At 72.8% G+C, this 17,750-nt stretch carries 18 protein-coding genes and 1 pseudogene; 10 read left to right on the forward strand and 9 right to left on the reverse strand.

The genetic code is table 11. The annotated features are described in order from the left end of the window. The first annotated feature begins 37 nt into the window (after positions 1-37). Positions 38-1,465 (forward strand): FG-GAP-like repeat-containing protein, encoded by a 1,428-nt coding sequence (locus tag AAFN69_RS21230; protein WP_347730191.1) that lies wholly within the window; start codon positions 38-40, stop codon positions 1,463-1,465. 89 nt (positions 1,466-1,554) lie between these two features. Here the strand turns inward: AAFN69_RS21230 and AAFN69_RS21235 are convergent, their stop codons facing one another. Together AAFN69_RS21235 and AAFN69_RS21240 are read right to left on the reverse strand one after the other, a co-directional pair. Then, positions 1,555-1,794: a hypothetical protein gene (locus AAFN69_RS21235; RefSeq protein WP_347730192.1), complete on the reverse strand. Its 240-nt coding sequence runs from the start codon at positions 1,792-1,794 to the stop codon at positions 1,555-1,557. Next, entirely contained in the window at positions 1,791-2,099 is a 309-nt protein-coding gene (locus AAFN69_RS21240; protein ID WP_347730193.1) for a hypothetical protein, read from the reverse strand. The genes AAFN69_RS21235 and AAFN69_RS21240 overlap by 4 nt, the downstream gene beginning before the upstream one ends. Positions 2,100-2,403: 304 nt before the next feature. Between AAFN69_RS21240 and AAFN69_RS21245 the strand changes: the two genes are divergently transcribed. From AAFN69_RS21245 to hutI, 9 genes are all read left to right on the forward strand, one after another. Next, positions 2,404-3,648, forward strand: a complete 1,245-nt coding sequence (locus AAFN69_RS21245) for a helix-turn-helix domain-containing protein (RefSeq protein ID WP_347730194.1) — start codon at positions 2,404-2,406, stop codon at positions 3,646-3,648. Between the two features lie 105 nt (positions 3,649-3,753). Then, positions 3,754-4,326, forward strand: a complete 573-nt coding sequence (locus tag AAFN69_RS21250) for a hypothetical protein (RefSeq protein ID WP_347730195.1) — start codon at positions 3,754-3,756, stop codon at positions 4,324-4,326. Positions 4,327-4,358: 32 nt separating this feature from the next. Then, positions 4,359-4,538, forward strand: coding sequence for a hypothetical protein (locus tag AAFN69_RS21255; protein ID WP_347730196.1), 180 nt, complete (start codon positions 4,359-4,361; stop codon positions 4,536-4,538). 3 nt (positions 4,539-4,541) lie between these two features. After that, positions 4,542-5,423: an endonuclease/exonuclease/phosphatase family protein gene (locus AAFN69_RS21260; protein ID WP_347730197.1), complete on the forward strand. Its 882-nt coding sequence runs from the start codon at positions 4,542-4,544 to the stop codon at positions 5,421-5,423. Between the two features lie 251 nt (positions 5,424-5,674). After that, positions 5,675-6,871, forward strand: coding sequence for a helix-turn-helix transcriptional regulator (locus tag AAFN69_RS21265; protein ID WP_347730198.1), 1,197 nt, complete (start codon positions 5,675-5,677; stop codon positions 6,869-6,871). 154 nt (positions 6,872-7,025) lie between these two features. Further along, on the forward strand, positions 7,026-7,499 hold the full coding sequence (locus AAFN69_RS21270) for a hypothetical protein (protein WP_347730199.1): 474 nt from the start codon (positions 7,026-7,028) through the stop codon (positions 7,497-7,499). Continuing rightward, positions 7,499-7,711, forward strand: a complete 213-nt coding sequence (locus tag AAFN69_RS21275) for a hypothetical protein (RefSeq protein ID WP_347730200.1) — start codon at positions 7,499-7,501, stop codon at positions 7,709-7,711. The genes AAFN69_RS21270 and AAFN69_RS21275 overlap by 1 nt, the downstream gene beginning before the upstream one ends. A 177-nt stretch (positions 7,712-7,888) precedes the next feature. Next, a complete protein-coding gene (locus AAFN69_RS21280) occupies positions 7,889-8,089 on the forward strand; it encodes a hypothetical protein (RefSeq protein WP_347730201.1) in 201 nt (66 codons plus the stop codon). A 152-nt stretch (positions 8,090-8,241) separates the two neighbouring features. Next, positions 8,242-9,414: an imidazolonepropionase gene (hutI, locus tag AAFN69_RS21285; RefSeq protein ID WP_347730202.1), complete on the forward strand. Its 1,173-nt coding sequence runs from the start codon at positions 8,242-8,244 to the stop codon at positions 9,412-9,414. 231 nt (positions 9,415-9,645) lie between these two features. Here hutI and AAFN69_RS21290 read toward each other — a convergent pair whose 3' ends face one another. The 7 genes and pseudogenes from AAFN69_RS21290 to AAFN69_RS21320 all read right to left on the reverse strand — a co-directional run. After that, positions 9,646-10,764, reverse strand: a complete 1,119-nt coding sequence (locus tag AAFN69_RS21290; RefSeq protein ID WP_347730203.1) for a hypothetical protein — start codon at positions 10,762-10,764, stop codon at positions 9,646-9,648. Positions 10,765-10,874: 110 nt separating this feature from the next. Then, positions 10,875-12,125, reverse strand: coding sequence for a cytochrome P450 (locus AAFN69_RS21295; protein ID WP_347730204.1), 1,251 nt, complete (start codon positions 12,123-12,125; stop codon positions 10,875-10,877). Between the two features lie 58 nt (positions 12,126-12,183). After that, a complete protein-coding gene (locus AAFN69_RS21300; RefSeq protein WP_347730205.1) occupies positions 12,184-13,434 on the reverse strand; it encodes a cytochrome P450 in 1,251 nt (416 codons plus the stop codon). After that, entirely contained in the window at positions 13,431-13,991 is a 561-nt protein-coding gene (locus AAFN69_RS21305) for an ATP/GTP-binding protein (RefSeq protein ID WP_347730264.1), read from the reverse strand. The genes AAFN69_RS21300 and AAFN69_RS21305 overlap by 4 nt, the downstream gene beginning before the upstream one ends. Positions 13,992-14,271: 280 nt before the next feature. Further along, positions 14,272-14,631 (reverse strand): DUF742 domain-containing protein, encoded by a 360-nt coding sequence (locus AAFN69_RS21310; protein ID WP_347730206.1) that lies wholly within the window; start codon positions 14,629-14,631, stop codon positions 14,272-14,274. Continuing rightward, positions 14,628-15,074: a roadblock/LC7 domain-containing protein gene (locus AAFN69_RS21315; protein ID WP_347730207.1), complete on the reverse strand. Its 447-nt coding sequence runs from the start codon at positions 15,072-15,074 to the stop codon at positions 14,628-14,630. Before AAFN69_RS21315 ends, AAFN69_RS21310 begins: the two co-directional genes overlap by 4 nt. 902 nt (positions 15,075-15,976) lie before the next feature. Then, positions 15,977-16,966, reverse strand: a pseudogene (locus tag AAFN69_RS21320) (ATP-binding protein); the annotation flags it as partial. Positions 16,967-17,750 lie beyond the last annotated feature (784 nt).

The following is a 17,750-nucleotide window of genomic DNA, read 5'->3' on the forward strand; positions in this document are numbered from 1 at the left end:
GTGCGCGGGGAGCGCACCGTTCGAGTGGGGAATCCTCTTGCACAAGACTCTTCGTACCGCTGTCGCGGCGACGACCGCGGCCGTGGTCACCGGCGGCCTGCTCGTCGTCGCGACGGCGGCTCCCGCGGCGGCCGCGCCCTCCGGCCTCCCGGGCGACTTCAACGGTGACGGCTTCCGCGATGTCGCGATCGCCGCCCCCATCGCCGAGGTCGGCGGGAAGACCGGCGCGGGCGCCATCTCCATCGTCTACGGCACCAAGTCGGGTCTGAGCACCGCCAAGCGCGCCCTGATCCACCAGAACACCCCGGGCGTCCCCGGTGTCGCCGAGGCCGGCGACTACTTCGGCGACCGCCTCACCGCGGGCGACGTCGACGCCGACGGCTACACCGACCTGGTGGTCGGCGTCCACGCCGACCGGGTCGGCAAGACCGACGATTACGGCTCCGTCACCATCCTGTGGGGCAGCGCCAAGGGCCTCACCAGCGGCGCCGACATCTCCGCGCACCTGCCCGAGCACCACAACGAACTCGGCTGGGACGTCGCCGTCGGCGACTTCACCGGCGACGGCAAGCCCGATCTGGCCGCGATCAACATGGTGGTCGACGGCCTCCATGTCTTCAAGGGCCCGATCAGCCGCAAGGGTGTCCCCGCCGGCCGCCAGGATCTCGACATCCTCGACCGCAAGGGCCTGAACGCGGAGTACCTGGTCGCCGGGGACGTCGACGGCCGTCCCGGCAGGGAACTGGTCGCCTTCGGCCCCGGCGGCGGAACGCTTCTGTCGGCCGGCCCCAAGAACACGGTCCGGAAGACCGGCACGCTGCCCGGCGGCTACGAGGCCGCCATCGGGGACATCGACAAGGACGGCTTCGGCGATGTCATCACCGGCAACTTCATGGAGAAGTCCGCGGACGAGCCCTTCGGCGCCCCCGGCGGCGGCATCATCGTCACCCATGGCGCCAAGAACGGCCTGAGCACCCGCGCCAAGACCCACATCAACCAGAACACCGCCGGAATCCCCGGCACCGCGAAGGCCAACGACCGCTTCGGCTGGTCCCTCTCGGCCGGCGACACCAACGGCGACGGTTACGCGGATGTCGCCGTCGGCGCCCCCGGCGAGATGACCGGCTCGAAGCGCCGGACCGGCGCGGTCACCGTCCTGCGCGGCTCGGCCAAGGGCCTGACCGGCACCGGCGCCAAGGTCCTCACCCAGTCCACCCCCGGTGTCCCCGGCACCGACGAGACCGAGGACCACTTCGGCGCCGCGGTCAAGCTGGTGGACAGCGACAACGACCGCCGCGCCGAACTGGTCGTCGGCGCGTACGCCGAGGACAAGGGCGCGGGCGCCGTCTGGCGCTTCAAGTCCACGTCGAGCGGCGTCACGGCGGCCGGCGCGAGCTCCTTCAACGCCCGCACGGTGGGCGGCGTCGCGGGTCTTTCGTACTTCGGCTTCTCCCTGGTGAACTGACCTCCGGAGCCTGTTCGTCCCGTGCCCTGTCCCGCCCGGCCGCGCGCCCGGCGGGACAGGGCCGCTTGTTGTGCCGGAGAGCCGGAAGGTCAGACGACGCGCAGGATGGTGACGGTGACCACGCGGGGACTGACCTCGTAGCGGATGATCGCGATGCTGCCGATCGCGGCGTCCCGCCGGTCCCGGGAGGTTCCGACTGTGCTTGATCCGCAGCCGTACGGGTCACGGGCGATGGCGGCGACTCTGGTGTCGAACACCTTGCGGTCCATGGGCGAGAGCGATGCCCGCCCCGCCTCGGCCATGTCCGTGTAGACGACGCGGTAGCTCATCCGGCGCTCCGGTACTCGTCGTCTCCGAGGTCTTCGAGGTCTTCTGCGAAGGTGACGCCGGTGAAGTCGCCGGCGCGGACACGTTCGATCACGGCCTCTTCCGCCGCGTCGTGCTCGGTGGGAATGTTCATCGCCCACCGGACGAGAACTGTGCGGAGCTCCTCGGCCGGAGCATCCTCGATCTCCGCGGTGAACGCGGCGCGAACCTCTTCGGGCAGAGCCTCCCGGACTCCGCGGATCGTGCCGGGTACCCGCACCGGGCCGCCGGTCATATACATGGTCAGGTGATGTTCTTTCCCGGGCATCCGATCTCCTCCTGCTGTCGGCGGGCCCCTGCCGCTTCACACCATAGGGCGGACAGTTCCCGGCGCCCGCCTCTGCCGGCCCGGCGTGAGTGAGCCCGCCCAAGGCGCGCATGATGACGTGCACGCCCCTGTGGCGGCTGTTGTGGGCGGGCGATGTGTATGTGCCGGCCGCTGCGGCGTAGCTCCGGGCGTGAGTGCCGAGGCGGTGTGCGCATGACGCTGAGCGCCGAGGGTGAATGGCGGTACGTGTTGCCCGGGGTGGGGGTACGTTCTGAGAGTCCAGGTCAGAACGGAGCTTTCCGCCATGTCTCTTCCTGCCCATGAACACATCGGTACCCGCGTGCGTATCGCCCGGAATGCCGCCGGGCTGTCGCAAGTGCAGCTCGCCGATTTCCTCGGACGCACCGAGTCCTGGATGGCCAATGTCGAGTCCGGCCGTCAGCCACTCGACCGCTATTCGGTCATCACAGCGGTCGCGGACCAATGCGACGTGGATGTCGTCTGGCTTCTTGGCCAGCCCTATCGGCTTCAACACCACAGCGGGGCAATCGCCCATGCCCATGTGCCGGCCCTGCGTGCCGGGTTGCGCCGAGCGGGGTTGATTCTCTCCGGCCATCCCGGGCTGGCACCACAGGGTGCCCTTCCGGAACTGGCTTCGATACACGCGAAGTCATGGGAGACGAACCGGGCTCGGCAGGCCGCCAATCTGCCCCGGCTCGCGACTCTGCTGCCGAACATGATCGAGGACTTGAACACTGCCCTTCTGTTCGCCGAGGGCGGTACCCGTGAAGAGGCACTGCGACTGATGGTCGACGCCGCCCGCACGGCACGCATGTGTTTGAACGCTTTCGGCTACCCGGATCTGGCGTGGTCCGCCGCCGAAGTGGCCGCAGGCGCGGCAACCGAACTGGACGATCCGATCACCAAAGCCGCCGTAGCGTGGGACCGCTGTGGAGCACTGCTCCACCAGGCGTCGCTGTCGGAGACCGTGGTCGTCGCCGAGGCGGCACTGCGCGATCTGGAGTCACTGGCCGCCGCGTCGCAACCGCAGCCGGAGGCAGTATCGCTGCGTGGAGCTCTGCATCTGCGCTGCGCTGTCGCTCATGCCCGGGCCGCCCAGGGTCCGAGCGCTTGGGCCCGTATCGGTGCGGCGCTTGAGGACGCGGATCGGCTCGGTCCCGACTTCTACGACCTGGAGGCGCAGACCGTGTTCGGCCGGGGCACGGTGGCAGTGCATGCGGCCGAAGTGGGGGTGGAGGTCGACCAGCCCGAGGCCGGACTCACCACGGTCCCGGAGGTGAACGTCGCCACGGTGCCGAGCAAGGAGCGTCGGACGCACTATGCGATCGACGAGGCACGCGCGCTGCACCGCATGGGGCGCAATGGCGCCGCTGTGCTGAAGCTGCGCACTGCGGCAGCCGGCGCGCCTCAGTATGTCTTCGGAGATCCCATGGCCCGGGCGGCAGTGGCGGACATGGCACGTGTTGGTGTGCCGTCACAGGCGTCGACGCTGTCGTACCTGGTCAGGAGTATGGAGCTGGTTCACTGAGGCGCTCCGCGGAACACCCCTGGAAAAAATTGGGGCTGCGCTGAACCCCTTGCCCCACGCTCGGAAGTCACCCGATGTACACGAGCGATCACAAAGGGGCCGGCAATGGAGCCGATCAACGTCCGCGATCCGCAAACCGCTGCGCGTGTTTACACCCAGACCCTCAAGTGGCCGTTGACCATTGGTCACCGCTACCGGCCCCGGGCCGGGTGCACCTGTGGGGAATCCGGCTGTCCCTTCCCTGGTGCCCATCCGATTCTGGGTGCGAGTTCGTTCCCCAAGGGTGTTGCCGAGGCGATCCAGAACGAGCCGGGCGCGGGACTCATCGCGTCCACAGTGGTCTTCGACGCACTCGTGATGCCCAGGGCAGTGTGCATGACCGCCATGGTCAGGCTCGACGCCGAAGCTCCTGTACCGGTGCCCTGTCTGTTGTTCGGGAAGGCGGCCGCAGCTCTTCTGGTGCTTCCCGGTACGGGGCGTCATGCGCTGACGATCCGATCCGCTGCTGCTGTGGATGTCCGGACCGGGCCCGAGCAATGGGTTGCCCTGCCTCCTTCGCAGGGGACCCGCTGGGACACGCCGCCGTGGGCCGATCCGGCCGGAGAGCCGGTCAGGCTCCTGCACGGCAGTGACGTCAAGCCACATCTGCACGTCGCCTGCGTGCGAACACCCCGCTGATGCGGGAACCACACCGAATCAGGAGTGCCCTCATGGCCGAACAGCGGAAGCACGGCACCAGCTCGCTCGTTCCTGTCACCCGCACGGTGCTCGGACTCGTCGGGCCCCTCTGGGCCCTGCGGGACCACGTCGTCCCGATCGGTGATGGCCGGTCGCCGGGGCCCACCGCACAGGACCAGCGCGTGGCCGAGCGGAATTCCGGCGAGGAGTAGCCAGTGCCCGTACAGCATCAGTTCCTGCGGGCTGTGACCTGGAATCTCCGTGATGGCGGTCTGGACGGTGGTTCGGAGGAACGCCTGTGGGCGCAGGCGGTGATCCTCGCCGGACTGCGTCCGGACATTCTGGCTCTTCAGGAGTGCACGCACTGGGACGAGCAGGACGAGCGGCGGCTGCTGCGGCTCTGCCACCAACTGGGGATGGCGTGCGCCATGACGGCCCACTCCCATGTCGGCGACGGGCGCAACTTCACCGCCCTCCTCCACCGCCCCACAAGGCTCCGGCTCATCGGGCGCCGGAACATCGGCGAGCGGGTCTTCCGGCACGCCCTCATCCGGGCCCGGCTGCGACCCGCCGACGCCGACGCGAACGACGACAGCCGGGACTTCCTCGCCCTCGCCACCCACCTCACCCACACCGACGGCGAAACCCGCCTCCGCGAAGCCCGCCACCTCACCGACTACGCCGGACACTTCCCCGGCACCCCCGGCCGCGCACTCCTCCTCGGCGACCTCAACTGCTTTGGCATCCACGACACCGAACCCGACTGGGACTCTCTCGTGGCGCGCCATCTCCACTCCCGGTACCGGTACATCGCTCCGGACGGAATCTTCGGTGCCACCGATCGCCGGGCTTTCCACGCGCTGATCAACTCCGGCTGGACCGACCCCCGGGCCCGTACGGGGCAGGAGCGGGCGGCCACAGTCGGATACGCGTACGCCAACGAGCCCGTACCCCTGCGCCTGGACCACATCCTGGTCCGCGGCCTTCCCGCCGATGCCTACTGGACTCATGACACCCCGGACACGCGCGCCGCGTCCGATCATCTGCCCACCGCGCTCGACACCCGCCTGCCCGGCCCCGTGCCCGCCTCGCGGTGACGGCCCCGGTCCAAGGGGTGCGCGCGGGGCGTGCGGGAGTGCGCCAGGGCGGGTGGGGCGCGCGGCGCGGGAGGGAGCGGTCCGGTGCTTCATCAGGATGGGTGAGGATCCACCGGGGTCGCCCGGGAATAGCCAACTGGGGCCCGAATATTGGCAGTAGACCGAATGTGGTGACCTCCAGCCCAGGCGTACGGTGGAGACTCGATCCTCTTCCCCCGGGGTGGCTGGCTGTGAACGCTTATGAATCGGGAATGGGCGACCGGATCGCGTTGCTCCGCCGCCGTCGAGGCATGACCCAGGAGCAACTGGCCGAGCGTTCCGACCTGTCCGTGGACGTGGTCCGCAAACTGGAGCAGGGACGGCGCAAGACCGCCCGGCTCTCCAGCATCAATGCCATGGCCCGCGCGCTGGACACCGAGCCCAGCCATCTCGTCGGCCAGCCGAACACCTTCGAGGTGCCGGGCGCGGCGGGGAGCGGGCGGCCGTCGATACTGGCTCTCCGTCAGGCGGTCTCGCCCGTCGCCGACATCCTGGGCGGCGAGTCGGACCCGGAGGACCCGCCCACCATCCGGGAGTTGCGGGCGGCGCTCAACTCCACCGAGAGCATCAGACGCGAGGGGCGGCTGGGGGAGATCGGGGTCCTGCTGCCGCAGCTGATCCGGGACGCGAGATCCGCCGCGCACGCCTTCACGGGTGCCGAGAGAGCCGCGGCCCACTCGGTGCTGGCCGTCGCCTATCAGGTGGCGGCGACCACCCTGACCGCGCTCGGCAAGGAGGACGCCGCCTTCACCGCCCTGGAGCGGGGCATGGCCGCCGTGCGGGAGAGCGACGATCCCAACCTGGTGACGCTCTCCGCTTCCACGCTGGCCTGGGTGCTCACCAAGCAGGGGCGGCTGGCCGACGCGGAACGCATCGCCCTGGCCCGCGCCGAGGAGATCGAACCGGGCTTCCGGTCGGACGCCGAGGATCTCGCGCTCTGGGGCATTCTGCTGCTCCGGGCCGCCGCCGCCGCCGTGCGGCAGGAGAAGCACGGCATGGTGGAGGAGCTGCTCAGAAGAGCCAAGGGGGCGGCCCAGATGATGGGCCGCGACCTGCTGATCTACGCCACTCCCTTCGGCCCGACCAACACCGGCGTGGCCGAGGTCAATTTCCTGGTGGAGATGGAGCGGGCGCCCGACGCGGTCCGGGCCGCGCGCTCCATCCCGGATCTCGCCTCGCTGCCGCCCACCTGGCAGGCGCGATTCCATGTCGACCGCGCCCTCGCCTACACCGACCTCGGCAAGGACCGCATGGCCGAACGCGCCCTGCTGCGGGCCGAGGACAGCGCGCCGGAGTGGATGCGCTACCACTCCACCTCGCGGCGGCTCGTCGCCGAACTGAGCGAGCGCGCCCCCCGCCGCGACACGGCCGTACTGGGACTTGCCGACCGATTGGGCCTGATGAGGTAGGACGCAGCGCCCCACCTGATCCACAAAGTGGGACAGTGTGTCACTGGGGTGTGACTCTGAGTGCGCCTACCGTGGTCGTGGAGAGAGCGAGCCGGACCGAGTCCCCTCGGTGTGGTGGGGCCGGTATCGCTTCCACGGGCGTCTTGGAGCTGCGATGACGACCATAACCGACAGCGCGATGGGTGAATGGCTCGCGGAATCCCTCGCGGATCCGCGTGTCGCGTGGGGGGAGTGGCGGTCGGGCTCGTTCGCGATGCTGCCGGCGGGCGTGCGGTTCGACGCCGTCCGCATCTCGGGCGAGCTGGTGCATGCGGTGGTCGGTGACAGTGTTCACGACGGGGTCGCCGCATGGCTGACGGGCGGGCTGGCCGGTCCGGTGATCTGCGACACCGGGCACTGGTATTACGCGCTGCTGCCGCCGGGTTCCACCGGTATGTGGCCCTCCGGCCTGGTGCGCCGGCTGGGCCGCGGGGCCTGGGTGGGTGTGCCGAGGCCGGATCTGACCGGGCACACGGGTCTGCACTGGTGCGTGCCGATGACGTACCCGGCCGTTCTCTGCGACACGGGCGCGGTCAGCGCCCTGATCGAGCGGGGGCACGGCCGGCTCGCCGGGAAGGGCCGGGGGTGATGGACATGCAGAACTGGCGCGACGAGCGGTCGGCGGCCGGTGACGCGGCCGAGGCGCTGCGGGAGGCGCTCGCCGACCTCGGTGTTCCCGAGCGGGACTGCCGCTCCATCAGCCCGGTCGTCACCGGGGCCGGAACGCCCTATGTGCATCTCGGGATGCTCCGCCCCGACGCCGTGGAACAGATCGCCGAGGCCCTGCGCCGGGCGACCTGAGCCACCGGACGGAAGAGACTCCCGGCCGCGGCCACCGCTCATCACGCTCCGCGGCCGGGAACGGCCCCGGGGGACTGACCGCGCCAGGGGCGGCACAGACCCGGGGCCACCCCCAGGTCGCGCCCCCTTCCGCCCACCGGCGGGAGGGGGCGCGATCATCACCCGAGAGGAGTTCTCATGCCCCGACAACTCGACTGTGGTGACCATCGGTTCGAGAGCGGCGCGCTGGCCTTCGTGGCCCTCGCGGTCCTCGCCCTCGCCGGACCTCTCTGGGCCCTGCGCGACCACTCCCTCCCGGTCGGCGACGACCGGCCCATGGGCGTCTCGGTGCGGGAACCCGCCGGCCTGGCGGACTGGTCCCGGCCGACGCCCCGGTGACACCGGCCGGCCGGAGCGGGACCGCCGCGCCCCGCTCCGTACCGGCATCCGGTGCGATCTCCCCCGGACCGGGTCGCTACCCTCCGAAGCGCCCACCGATGTGCACCGGGAAGTGGCGGGAGGGGACATCGCACCCCCGCCGGGAGGACCCCATGACCACCACCCTCATCACCAACATCAGCACTCTTGTCACCAACGACCCCGGCCGGGGCGACGGCTCACCGCTCGGGCTGATCGAGAACGCGGCCGTCGTCATCGACGGCGGACACGTCGCCTGGACGGGGCCCGCCGGCCGGGCGCCCGAGGCGGACGCGGTGCACGACGCGCGCGGGCGGTCCGCCGTCCCCGGATTCGTGGACTCGCACTCGCATCTGGTCTTCGCCGGGGACCGGACGCGGGAGTTCAGCGCGCGGATGTCCGGACAGCCGTACGCCGCGGGCGGGATCCGGACCACCGTCGCCGCCACCCGGGACGCCTCCGATGCCGCGCTGGAGGCCAATCTGGTGCGCCATCTCGACGAGGCGCTGCGGCAGGGCACCACCACCTTCGAGACCAAGTCGGGGTACGGCCTCACCGTCCGCGACGAGGCCCGGGCGCTGGAGATCGCCGCGCGCCACACCGAGGAGGTGACCTATCTCGGGGCGCACATCGTGCCGCCCGAGTACGACGGCGACCCGGCGGGCTATGTCGAACTGGTCACCGGCGAGATGCTGGACGCCTGCGCCCCGCACGCCCGCTGGGTCGATGTCTTCTGCGAGAAGGGCGCCTTCGACGCGGACCAGGCGCGGGCCGTGCTGCTGGCCGGCCGGGCGAAGGGGCTCATCCCGCGCGTGCACGCCAACCAGCTGACGTACGGCCCCGGCGTGCGGCTCGCCGTGGAGCTGGAGGCCGCCAGCGCCGACCACTGCACCCACCTCACGGACGCGGACGTCGACGCCCTCGCGAGCGGCAGCACCGTCGCGACCCTGCTGCCCGGGGCCGAATTCTCCACCCGGGCCGAGTGGCCCGACGCCCGGCGGCTGCTCGACGCCGGGGTGACCGTGGCGCTCTCCACCGACTGCAACCCCGGGTCCTCGTTCACCTCGTCCATGCCTTTCTGCATCGCGCTCGCCGTGCGCGACATGCGGATGACACCGGACGAGGCGGTCTGGTCCGCCACGGCGGGCGGCGCCGCGGCCCTCCGGCGCACCGACATCGGGCGCATCACCCCCGGGTCCCGCGCCGACATCGCCCTGCTCGACGCGCCCAGCCATGTGCATCTGGCCTACCGGCCCGGGGTGCCGCTGGTGACGGACGTCTGGCGGCGGGGACGCAAGCTCCGCTAGCGCGCCCACCGCCTCCGGCGCGGGAGGGCCCGGCGCGGGCGGGCGCCGCCGGTCGCCGGACGCGCCCCCGGGGCCTGCGCCCCGCGGTGCCGGCGGCCGTCGCGGCGCCCCGGCGTTGGCGAATCGCCCGAGTACGTCCGGTACGGGGACGATCTCCGGCACGGACCCGGCGCGCCCCGCCTCGCGGGCGGGCGCACGCCTCCGGGAGCCGCGTCCCCGGGGGCGTATCCGCTACGGCGGCCCCGAGCCGTGCAGCCAGAACGCCCCGTACACCGCCGCCACCGCCGACGCCGCGCCGATCACCGTCCAGGCGACCCCCGGCCGCGCCCGCGCCAGTGCCAGCGCCGCCGGGATCAGCAGCGGGAAGGCGGGCATCAGCAGCCGGGGCTTCGAGCCGAAGTAACCCGAGGCGCCCAGGGCCAGTACGACCACGATCGCGGTGTAGGCGAGCAGCGCAGGCGGCTGGCCCTGGCGGACTCCCCGCCCGAAGAGCCAGGCGATCAGGACCACACCGGCCAGCAGCCCGGCCCCGGCGGCGAAGGCCGGGCTGAACAGCAGCTCCCCGATGAAGCGGGCGAAGGCCGCCCCGCCGTCGAAGCCATTGCCCCAGGCGCCCTGCACATCGAGATAGCCGAAGACCCCGCCGACCTGCCCGCCCACCCAGAGGATGTAGCCCGCCGCGCCCAGCGGCGCGATCACCATCCCCGCGGCCATCCGCCGGCGGTCGCCGCCCCGGCGCCACGCCGTGAGCGCCGCCAGCCAGAGCGCCGCCGCGACCGCCAGCCCCACCGGGCGGGTCAGGCCCGCGAGGGAGGCCAGGATCCCCGCCCAGAGCCAGTGCCGGCGGACGACCGCGTACAGCGACCACGCCGACAGCGCCACGAAGAGCGATTCGCTGTACGCCATCGACTGCACGATGCCGACCGGCAGCGCCGCCCAGGCCGCGACGGTGAACAGGGCCGGGCGGTCGTCCCCGCAGACCTCGGCGACCAGCAGGAAGATCCCCCAGGCCGCCGCCACCGAGGCCACCGCGCTGACGGCCAGGCCCGCGGCGGGCGGGGTCAGCGGGGTGACGGCCGACAGGCCCTCCTCCAGCCAGGGCAGCAGCGGAAAGAAGGCCATGTCGGAGAGGACCCGGCCGTCGGGCGCGGTCAGGGTGAAGTCATAGCCGTGTTCGACGACGCGGACGTACCAGAGGGAGTCCCACCGCTCCGAGAGGAGCTGCCACGCGTCCCGGCCGGCGAGATGCGCCCACAGGAAGAGCACCGCCAGCCCGAGGGCGCGTATGGAGACATAGACGAGGAGCGCGGGGCGGGCGCGGCGCAGCGCTTCCCATCGGGCGGTCGGCATACCGGTCCTTGTGTCACGAGGCCGGCGGAGGACCGGAGCGGGGTGCGCCGCGCGGGCGCCGGGTACCCCTTCAGCGTACCCAGCCCGCCGCCCGCGCCCCGCCGGAGGTGTCACGGCTCCAGGCGCACCGGCAGCTCGTCCACGCTGTTGCCGACAAAGCTCCGGTGCCGGACCAGCTCCGCCTCCGGGACCGCCAGGTCCAGCGCGGGGAAGCGGCCGAAGAGCCGTTCCAGGGCGACCGCCGCCTCCATCCGGGCCAGCGGCGCCCCCGGACAGAAGTGCGCGCCGTGCCCCAGGGAGAGATGCCGGGCCCCCGCCCGGCGGGTGATGTCGAAGCGGCCGGCGTCCGGGCCGTGGGCGGCCGGATCGCGGCCCGCCGCCGAGTATCCGGCCAGCACCGGGGTGCCCTTCGGGATCACCGTGCCGTCGAGGGTGATGTCCCGCACCGGGTAGCGGAACGGGAAGTAGCTGACCGGGCTGTCCCAGCGCAGCGTCTCCTCCACCGCGTCGGCCCACTCCGCCCGGCCCGAGCGGATCAGTTCGAGCTGGTCGCGGTGGGTGCACAGGGCCCGCACCGCGTTGCTGATCAGATTGAGCGTCGTCTCGTGGCCCGCGATGATCAGCAGGATCAGGGTGCCGGTCAGCTCCTGTTCGCCGAGCCGGCCGCCGTCCTCGTCGCGGGCCGCGATCAGCGCGCTGATCAGATCGTCGCCGGGGTCCGCCGCCCGGGCCGCGGCGACCTTCTCCAGTAACTCCGCCATCTCCTTGTTGGCCGCTATCACCCGCGCCGGGCCGAGTGTGGTGTCCACCACCCGCTCGGTGAGCTCGTGCAGCCGCTCCCGGTGCTCCTCGGCCACGCCCAGGAGTTCGGAGATGACCCCCATCGGCAGCGGCATCGCGAAGTGCCGGCGCAGCTCGGCGACCCCGCCGCCGGCGTCGGCCGCCGCCGCCAGCCCGTCCAGCAGCCGGTCGGTGCACGCCTCCACCCGGGGCCGCAGCTCCGCCACCCGGCGGGCCGTGAACGCCTTCGCCACCGGTGACCGCAGCCGCCGGTGATCGTCGCCGTCGGCCGTGGTCATCCCCCGCACCGTGGCGAAGGTCGCCAGCGGCCAGCCCGCCGGGATCCGGCCCTCCCGCAATGCGGTGAAGTGGACCGCGTCCTTCGCGACATCGGGGTGGGCGAGGAACTCCCTGAGCGCCTCCTGCCCCAGCACCACCATCCCGGGGACCTCGCCGGGGAGTACGACATCGGCCACGGAACCGGCCGCGAGCAGCCGGGCATTGTCCGCATGCGGGCAGCCGCCCGCGCGGTCCAGCCGGTGGGGTGCCGCGGGAGCCTGCGGGTCGTGCGAGGTGTTCATCGGCTTCTCCTGACAGGGGAAAGGTCTGGTGCCGCCGTTCCTCGTGCGCGCCTCGTGCTCACGCCTCCGTCGCGTACGGCAGCTGGGGTTCCGTGAAACGCACCGGCAGCGCGGCGAGGCCCTTGCTCCACGGCGATTTGATCCACGAGAGCTCGGACTCCGGCACCGCCAGCTCCAGATCGGGCAGCCGGTGCCGGATGGTGTCCACGGCGGTACGGGTGATCAGCCGCGCCGGGTCCTGCGCCGGGCAGGCATGCGGACCGGCGCCGAAGGCGAGATGGGAGCGGTTGCCGATGACCGGGGTGCCGTCGTCCGGCAGTACCTCCGGGTCCTGGTTGGCCGCCGCCAGGCCGAGCAGCAGCATGTCCCCGGCCCGGACCCGCTGTCCGCCGAAGTCCAGATCGCGGGTGGCGTACCGGGCCGGGAAGTTCTGGGTCGGCGGATGGCGCCACAGCACCAGGTCGAGCGCGTCGTCCACGGAGAGATGGCCGACCGAGAGGGAGGAGCGGAAGGCCGGGTCGCAGAGGAGGACCCGCAGGGTGGTGGAGATCCAGTTGACCGTGGTCTGCTGGCCGGCCACGAACATGACCACCAGGTTGTGCAGCACCTCCTCGTCGGTCAGGGCGGCCGGATGGTGCAGCAGCGCCGAGGTGATGTCCTCGCCGGGCCGGCTCCGCTTCCCGGCGATCAGCTCCCGCAGGATCGCGTCCATCCGCTTCCCCGCCTCCACCGAGTCCGCGCTGGCGGCGACCAGACCCGCGATGGCCCGGGCCAGCTGCTCCCCGGTGCCCTCCGCGAGCCCGAGCAGACCGGTGATGACCTGCACCGGCAGCCTGCGGGCGTACTCCGACACGAGATCGGCCCCGCGCCGGGCGGCGAAGGACCCGATCAGCCGCTCGGCCGCGGCCCGTACCGTACGGCGCAGTTCATGGCCGTTGATCCGGTCGAGCGCGTCGGAGACGGCGGTGCGCATCCGGCGGTGCTGCTGCCCGTCCGCGTACAGCAGCGCCGGGCGCCAGCCGACGATGGGCATGATCGGGGCGTTCGGGGCCACCCGGCCCTCGCGCAGCAGCGACCAGCGGCGCGGATCGTGGGAGAAGTCCTGCTCGTCCCGGGTCAGCCGGAGCAGCTCGCGGTGGCCGATCACCAGCCAGGCGCTCACCCCGGGGGCTATCGCCACCGGGGCCACCGGGCCGTGCGCGCGGCGCAGCCGCTCGTAGAAGGCGGGCATCGCGTCGCCGTCGAGATCCGGGCCGTAGAGGGCCGCGGGGGAGGGACAGCGGCCCGTGGGGGAGTGCTGGACGGTCATGGCGACTCCCCGGCGGCGGGCGCGGGCGCTCCCGGCTCCTCCGCGCTGTCGATCAGATGGCCGAGCAGGGCGATCAGCGCCCGCACGGAGGAGCGCAGATCCCGGGCGTCACACGTCACCAGCGGGGTCCGGGGGAGCAGATCGAGCGCGGCCCGCAGCTCCTCCTCCGCGTATCCCGGGCTCCCCGGGAAGACATTGACCGCCACCGCGAACGGCAGCCCCAGATCCTCCAGATTGCCCAGCGCGTCGAAGGAGGCCGCGAGATCCCGGGTGTCCACCAGGGCCAGCGCCCCCAGCGCCCCTCTGGCGAGATCCCGCCAGGCGGGAAGGAAACGCTGCTGGCCCGGGGTGCCGAAGAGATAGAGCACCAGCGCGCCGTCGATGGTGATCCGGCCGAAGTCCAGGGCCACCGTGGTGGTGGTCTTCCCGCTGTCGGCGACGGTGTCCACCCGTGCGCCCGCCTGCGTCATCATCGCCTCGGTGGAGAGCGGTTTGATCTCCGAGACGGTGCCGATGAGGGTGGTCTTGCCGACCCCCAGCGGGCCGACGATCAGCAGCTTCGCCGCGCCCGCGACCGTACCGCTGACGTATTTGCCGGGCTGGAGGCCCGATCCCGTGCCGGTGCCGCTCACGGTGCCCGCGCCCGGGCCGGTCACGGTGACGGGCACCGGCGCGGATCCGGCGCCGGGCGCCGGGGCGGGGCGCTCGGCCGGGAGCGGCCCCGGCAGCGCGGGCGGGAGGGGACCCGGGAGGGGGTCCGGCGGCGCGCTCCCGCCGCCGGAGCGCGGGCCCGGCGCTCGGTGCGGGCCCGGTTGTCCCGACGCCCCGTCCGGGGCGTCAGAGACGGCTTTCGAGGCCATGGAGGACCTTTCTGAGCATGGTCACATCGGTGTGTCCGGCCGGCGGAATGGGCGGGCGGATCACGATCAGCCCCCACTCGACGAGGTCGGACAGCAGCACTTGTACGACGGAGGGCGGCTGCCCGAGATGCGCGGCGACCTCGGCAACCGACAGCAGACCCTGACAGTGGGTCAGGATCCTGTGGTGTTCCGGCTGAAGGGACGGCGGAAACGCCGCGTCCGTCGCCATCACCAGGGTCTCCCAGGCCAGCGGCTCCTTGCCGGTGTCCGAGCGTCCCCTGGTGATCACGTACGGGCGTACCGCCGATGGGGTCCGATCCTCCGGACTGTCGGTCATGAGGAATCGGTCACCGGATCCCGGGGCTGGCTGCTCAGGTGTGCGCCGATCTTCGCCACCAGCAGCTGCATCTGCTGGGCGACCAGGCCGACATCGGCGTCCGTGTCGGTGGCCACGCCCAGCTGTGCGCCGATGCCGGCGTGGGTGAAGAGCACGAAGCCGTGCTCCGACTCCAGCATCAGCTGGCGCACGCCCGCGCCCCGGCCGAAGAGCAGCGCCGCGGTGGAGCGTCCGGTCATGGTCATGGCCGCGCAGGCGGCGGAGAGGGCCTCGGCCTCGGCGACGCTGAGCGCGGCGACGGGACCGGTGAGTTTCTCCGCGGAGGCGTGGCCGAGCCGCAGACCGTCCTCGGAGACGACCACGGCGTGGCGGACACCGGGGATCTCGGTCAGCGGGCGGAGCATCCAGCCCAGGTCGGGAAGTCTGGTGATGGTCCCGGTCACGGCCGGCCTCCATGGTGCAGATCGGAATCGGTGGGGTGCGTGGGGCGAGGGGGATTCTCGGGAGCGGTGTGGTGCGGGTGGGGGTGGGCCTGCGGGTGGACCGGGCGTGAGCCGCCGGCCGGCGCGGCGGACCCGGTGCCGGCACGGGTGACACCGCCGGGTCCGGGATCGGCACGGGTGACACCGCCGGGTCCTGGATCGGCTCCGGTGCCGGGCGCGGGGCCGGAGCCGGCTCCCGCCACCGCCGCGCGGCCCCGGCGGGAGCCGGTCACCACACTGGTGATGGACGCCCGCGCCGCCTCCGGAGTCCACTCCGGCCGGCCGGCGGGGAGCACGGGCGCGGCCGGCGGCGCCGGCTGGAGCGCCTGCTGGGCGGCGGCCTCCACGGCGGCCCCCCGCCGGCTCCGTCTGCGCGGCAGCGCCCCCGGCGCCCCGCTCTCCCGAGCCCGGTCGTCCTGCGGGGCCGAGGGGTGCTGTGCCGCGCCGTACGCGTCGAAGGGGCGCGCCGGTTCGCGGTGGGCGGCCGAGTGCTGCGGGGCGTCCGGGGGGACGGCCGGCCCGGTGCCCCGGTAGCCGCCGGCGCCCGCCGGGCCGGGGGGTGTTCCGTACGGCGCGGTGCCGGATCCGCCGGGCGTCCCGGAGGGTTCCGGCCGCCCCGCCGGGATCCGCGGGGAGTGTCCGGCGCGGTGCCGCGCCGAGCCCCCGTAGCCGTCGCCGGTGTCGCCGGCGCCGTTCTCGTACGGAGCGGGCGCGGGCGCCGGAGCGGGTGCCGGGGTCCGGCGGGCCGGTGCGGTACGGCTGTGGCGGCCCCGCGGCTCCGGGCGTTCCTGCTGCGCAGGGGGTTCGGCCCGCTCCCGGGGCCGGCGCCTCGGTATCTCCCCGTGCCCGGCGGCGAAGTGCGACAGCGGCTCGGTCAGCAGCCGGTAGGGCACAAAGGTCACCGCCCGGGTGCCGCCGTACGCCGAGGCGCCCGTCAGCTCCACACTGAAGCCGAGCTCCCGGGTCCAGCGGCCGACACAGGACAGCCCCAGCCGGGGCACCGCGCCCAGCTCCGCCAGGTCCAGCTCGTCGCGGAGCCGCGCGGTGGACTGGCGCAGCACATCCGGCGGCATGCCGAGCCCGGCGTCGTCGATCTCCACCACCGCGCCGGCCCCGACCTCGCGCACGGTCACCATGACCTTGGTCCGGGAGGGCGAGAACACCGTGGCGTTCTCCAGCAGTTCGGCGATGGCGTGCATCAGGCCCTCGACGGCGGGCGGCACCACGTACAGCGTCTGGCCGCCGTGCACCTCGACCCGGTTGAACTCCACGATCCGGGACTGGGCCCCGCGCACGCAGTCGTAGAGCGAGACCGGCCGGGTCTCCCGGCGGGCGGGCCAGATGCCGCACATCACCAGCAGGGTCTGCGCCTTGCGGGTCATCTGCGCCGCCGCGTGGTCGGCCTTCATCACCTCGGCCATCAGCCGGGGGTTCTCGATGGTCTGCTCGACCCGGTCGAGCACCTGCTGCTGGACCGTGGCCATGGCATGCATATTGCGGGCGACCGATTCGAAGGCGGCCTGGACGGAGTCGCGCAGGGCGCGCTCCCGGCGCACCGCGTCGTCCGAGCCGAGCGCGGTCACCACGGCGGCCAGTGCCCCGGCGAACTCGGCGCCGGTGTCGGCGGCCGGCGCGAGCGGTCCGGGAACTCCCTCCAGCCGCTTTCCGGCGCGCAGACGCCCGGCGATGGCCGGCAGCCGTACGGAGACCAGCCGGTCCACCTCGGCGGCGCGCGCCTCGGCGGTGCGGCGGTGTCTCTCGGACCGGGCGCGGGTGGCGCGCAGCCGGCGGGCGAGGGCGAGTGACCAGGCGATGGCGAGTACGGCGACGGCGGCGCAGGCCCAGGCGAGGATCTGCCGCCAGCCGGCCCGGGTCTGGTGGTCGGCGAGGACGGCGGCCCCGGCGATGGCGGCGGAGGCCGCCGACGGCCACCAGAGGGAGGGGCCGCGGGGCTCTCCCCGGGACTCTCCACCGGCCCCCGGGCGGGGCTCCTCACGGGTCTCCGCGCCGGGCTCCTCGCGGGTCTCCTCACGGGGAGGGGCGGCCCGGCCCCGGGCCCTTCTCCGGGTCAGCACGGTGTTCCCGTGCGGTGCGCCGCGCGGCGGGCGAAGGGCCGGGGCGGGCGGGAGGAATCGCTCGAATCGCCCAGTGGCGGGCCGGACGCGCCCGGTTCGCGCGACCGCCCGGGCCCGGTCGGCCCTCTCGACCTGCCGTCTCTGGAGACCACGACATAGACCACGACCACGAAGACCGAGCCTTTCACGAGGACTGAGTCCTACCAGGACACACCGGACTCCCGCACGGGTTCGAGAGCAGTTGGAATCCTACGATCAACAGAGCGCGTTCGAATATTAGTTGGCCAACTCACATCAGATTGATGCTGCACCGATGCCGGATTCGTGCTATGCCTCACGCGTAACATCAACAACACCAGCATCTCGTCCCCCATAGCTCCACGAATTCGCCACAGGAAGCACGGGCTTCCCTACCCTGTCGCGATTTCGGCCGGTACCGTCCTCTCCGGGGAAGCACGGAAACCGGACCCGCCCGGGTGAAGAGGAAGGCCGGGCAGGTCCCGGGGGACGACCGGGGGGTCGAATTGAGCGGCGACAAACACTGCGGTGCCCAGAACGGGGA

The sequence above is a fragment of the Streptomyces sp. CAU 1734 genome, from assembly GCF_039888735.1.
Classification (GTDB): domain Bacteria; phylum Actinomycetota; class Actinomycetes; order Streptomycetales; family Streptomycetaceae; genus Streptomyces.

Excerpts from the sequence above, each read along its gene's own strand:
- AAFN69_RS21235 (WP_347730192.1), bottom strand. The coding sequence starts at position 1,794 with ATGAGCTACCGCGTCGTCTACACGGACATGGCCGAGGCGGGGCGGGCA.
- AAFN69_RS21240 (WP_347730193.1), bottom strand. The coding sequence starts at position 2,099 with ATGCCCGGGAAAGAACATCACCTGACCATGTATATGACCGGCGGCCCG.
- AAFN69_RS21245 (WP_347730194.1), top strand. The coding sequence starts at position 2,404 with ATGTCTCTTCCTGCCCATGAACACATCGGTACCCGCGTGCGTATCGCC.
- AAFN69_RS21250 (WP_347730195.1), top strand. The coding sequence starts at position 3,754 with ATGGAGCCGATCAACGTCCGCGATCCGCAAACCGCTGCGCGTGTTTAC.
- AAFN69_RS21255 (WP_347730196.1), top strand. The coding sequence starts at position 4,359 with ATGGCCGAACAGCGGAAGCACGGCACCAGCTCGCTCGTTCCTGTCACC.
- AAFN69_RS21265 (WP_347730198.1), top strand. The coding sequence starts at position 5,675 with ATGGGCGACCGGATCGCGTTGCTCCGCCGCCGTCGAGGCATGACCCAG.
- AAFN69_RS21270 (WP_347730199.1), top strand. The coding sequence starts at position 7,026 with ATGACGACCATAACCGACAGCGCGATGGGTGAATGGCTCGCGGAATCC.
- AAFN69_RS21275 (WP_347730200.1), top strand. The coding sequence starts at position 7,499 with ATGGACATGCAGAACTGGCGCGACGAGCGGTCGGCGGCCGGTGACGCG.
- AAFN69_RS21280 (WP_347730201.1), top strand. The coding sequence starts at position 7,889 with ATGCCCCGACAACTCGACTGTGGTGACCATCGGTTCGAGAGCGGCGCG.
- hutI (WP_347730202.1), top strand. The coding sequence starts at position 8,242 with ATGACCACCACCCTCATCACCAACATCAGCACTCTTGTCACCAACGAC.
- AAFN69_RS21290 (WP_347730203.1), bottom strand. The coding sequence starts at position 10,764 with ATGCCGACCGCCCGATGGGAAGCGCTGCGCCGCGCCCGCCCCGCGCTC.
- AAFN69_RS21295 (WP_347730204.1), bottom strand. The coding sequence starts at position 12,125 with ATGAACACCTCGCACGACCCGCAGGCTCCCGCGGCACCCCACCGGCTG.
- AAFN69_RS21300 (WP_347730205.1), bottom strand. The coding sequence starts at position 13,434 with ATGACCGTCCAGCACTCCCCCACGGGCCGCTGTCCCTCCCCCGCGGCC.
- AAFN69_RS21310 (WP_347730206.1), bottom strand. The coding sequence starts at position 14,631 with ATGACCGACAGTCCGGAGGATCGGACCCCATCGGCGGTACGCCCGTAC.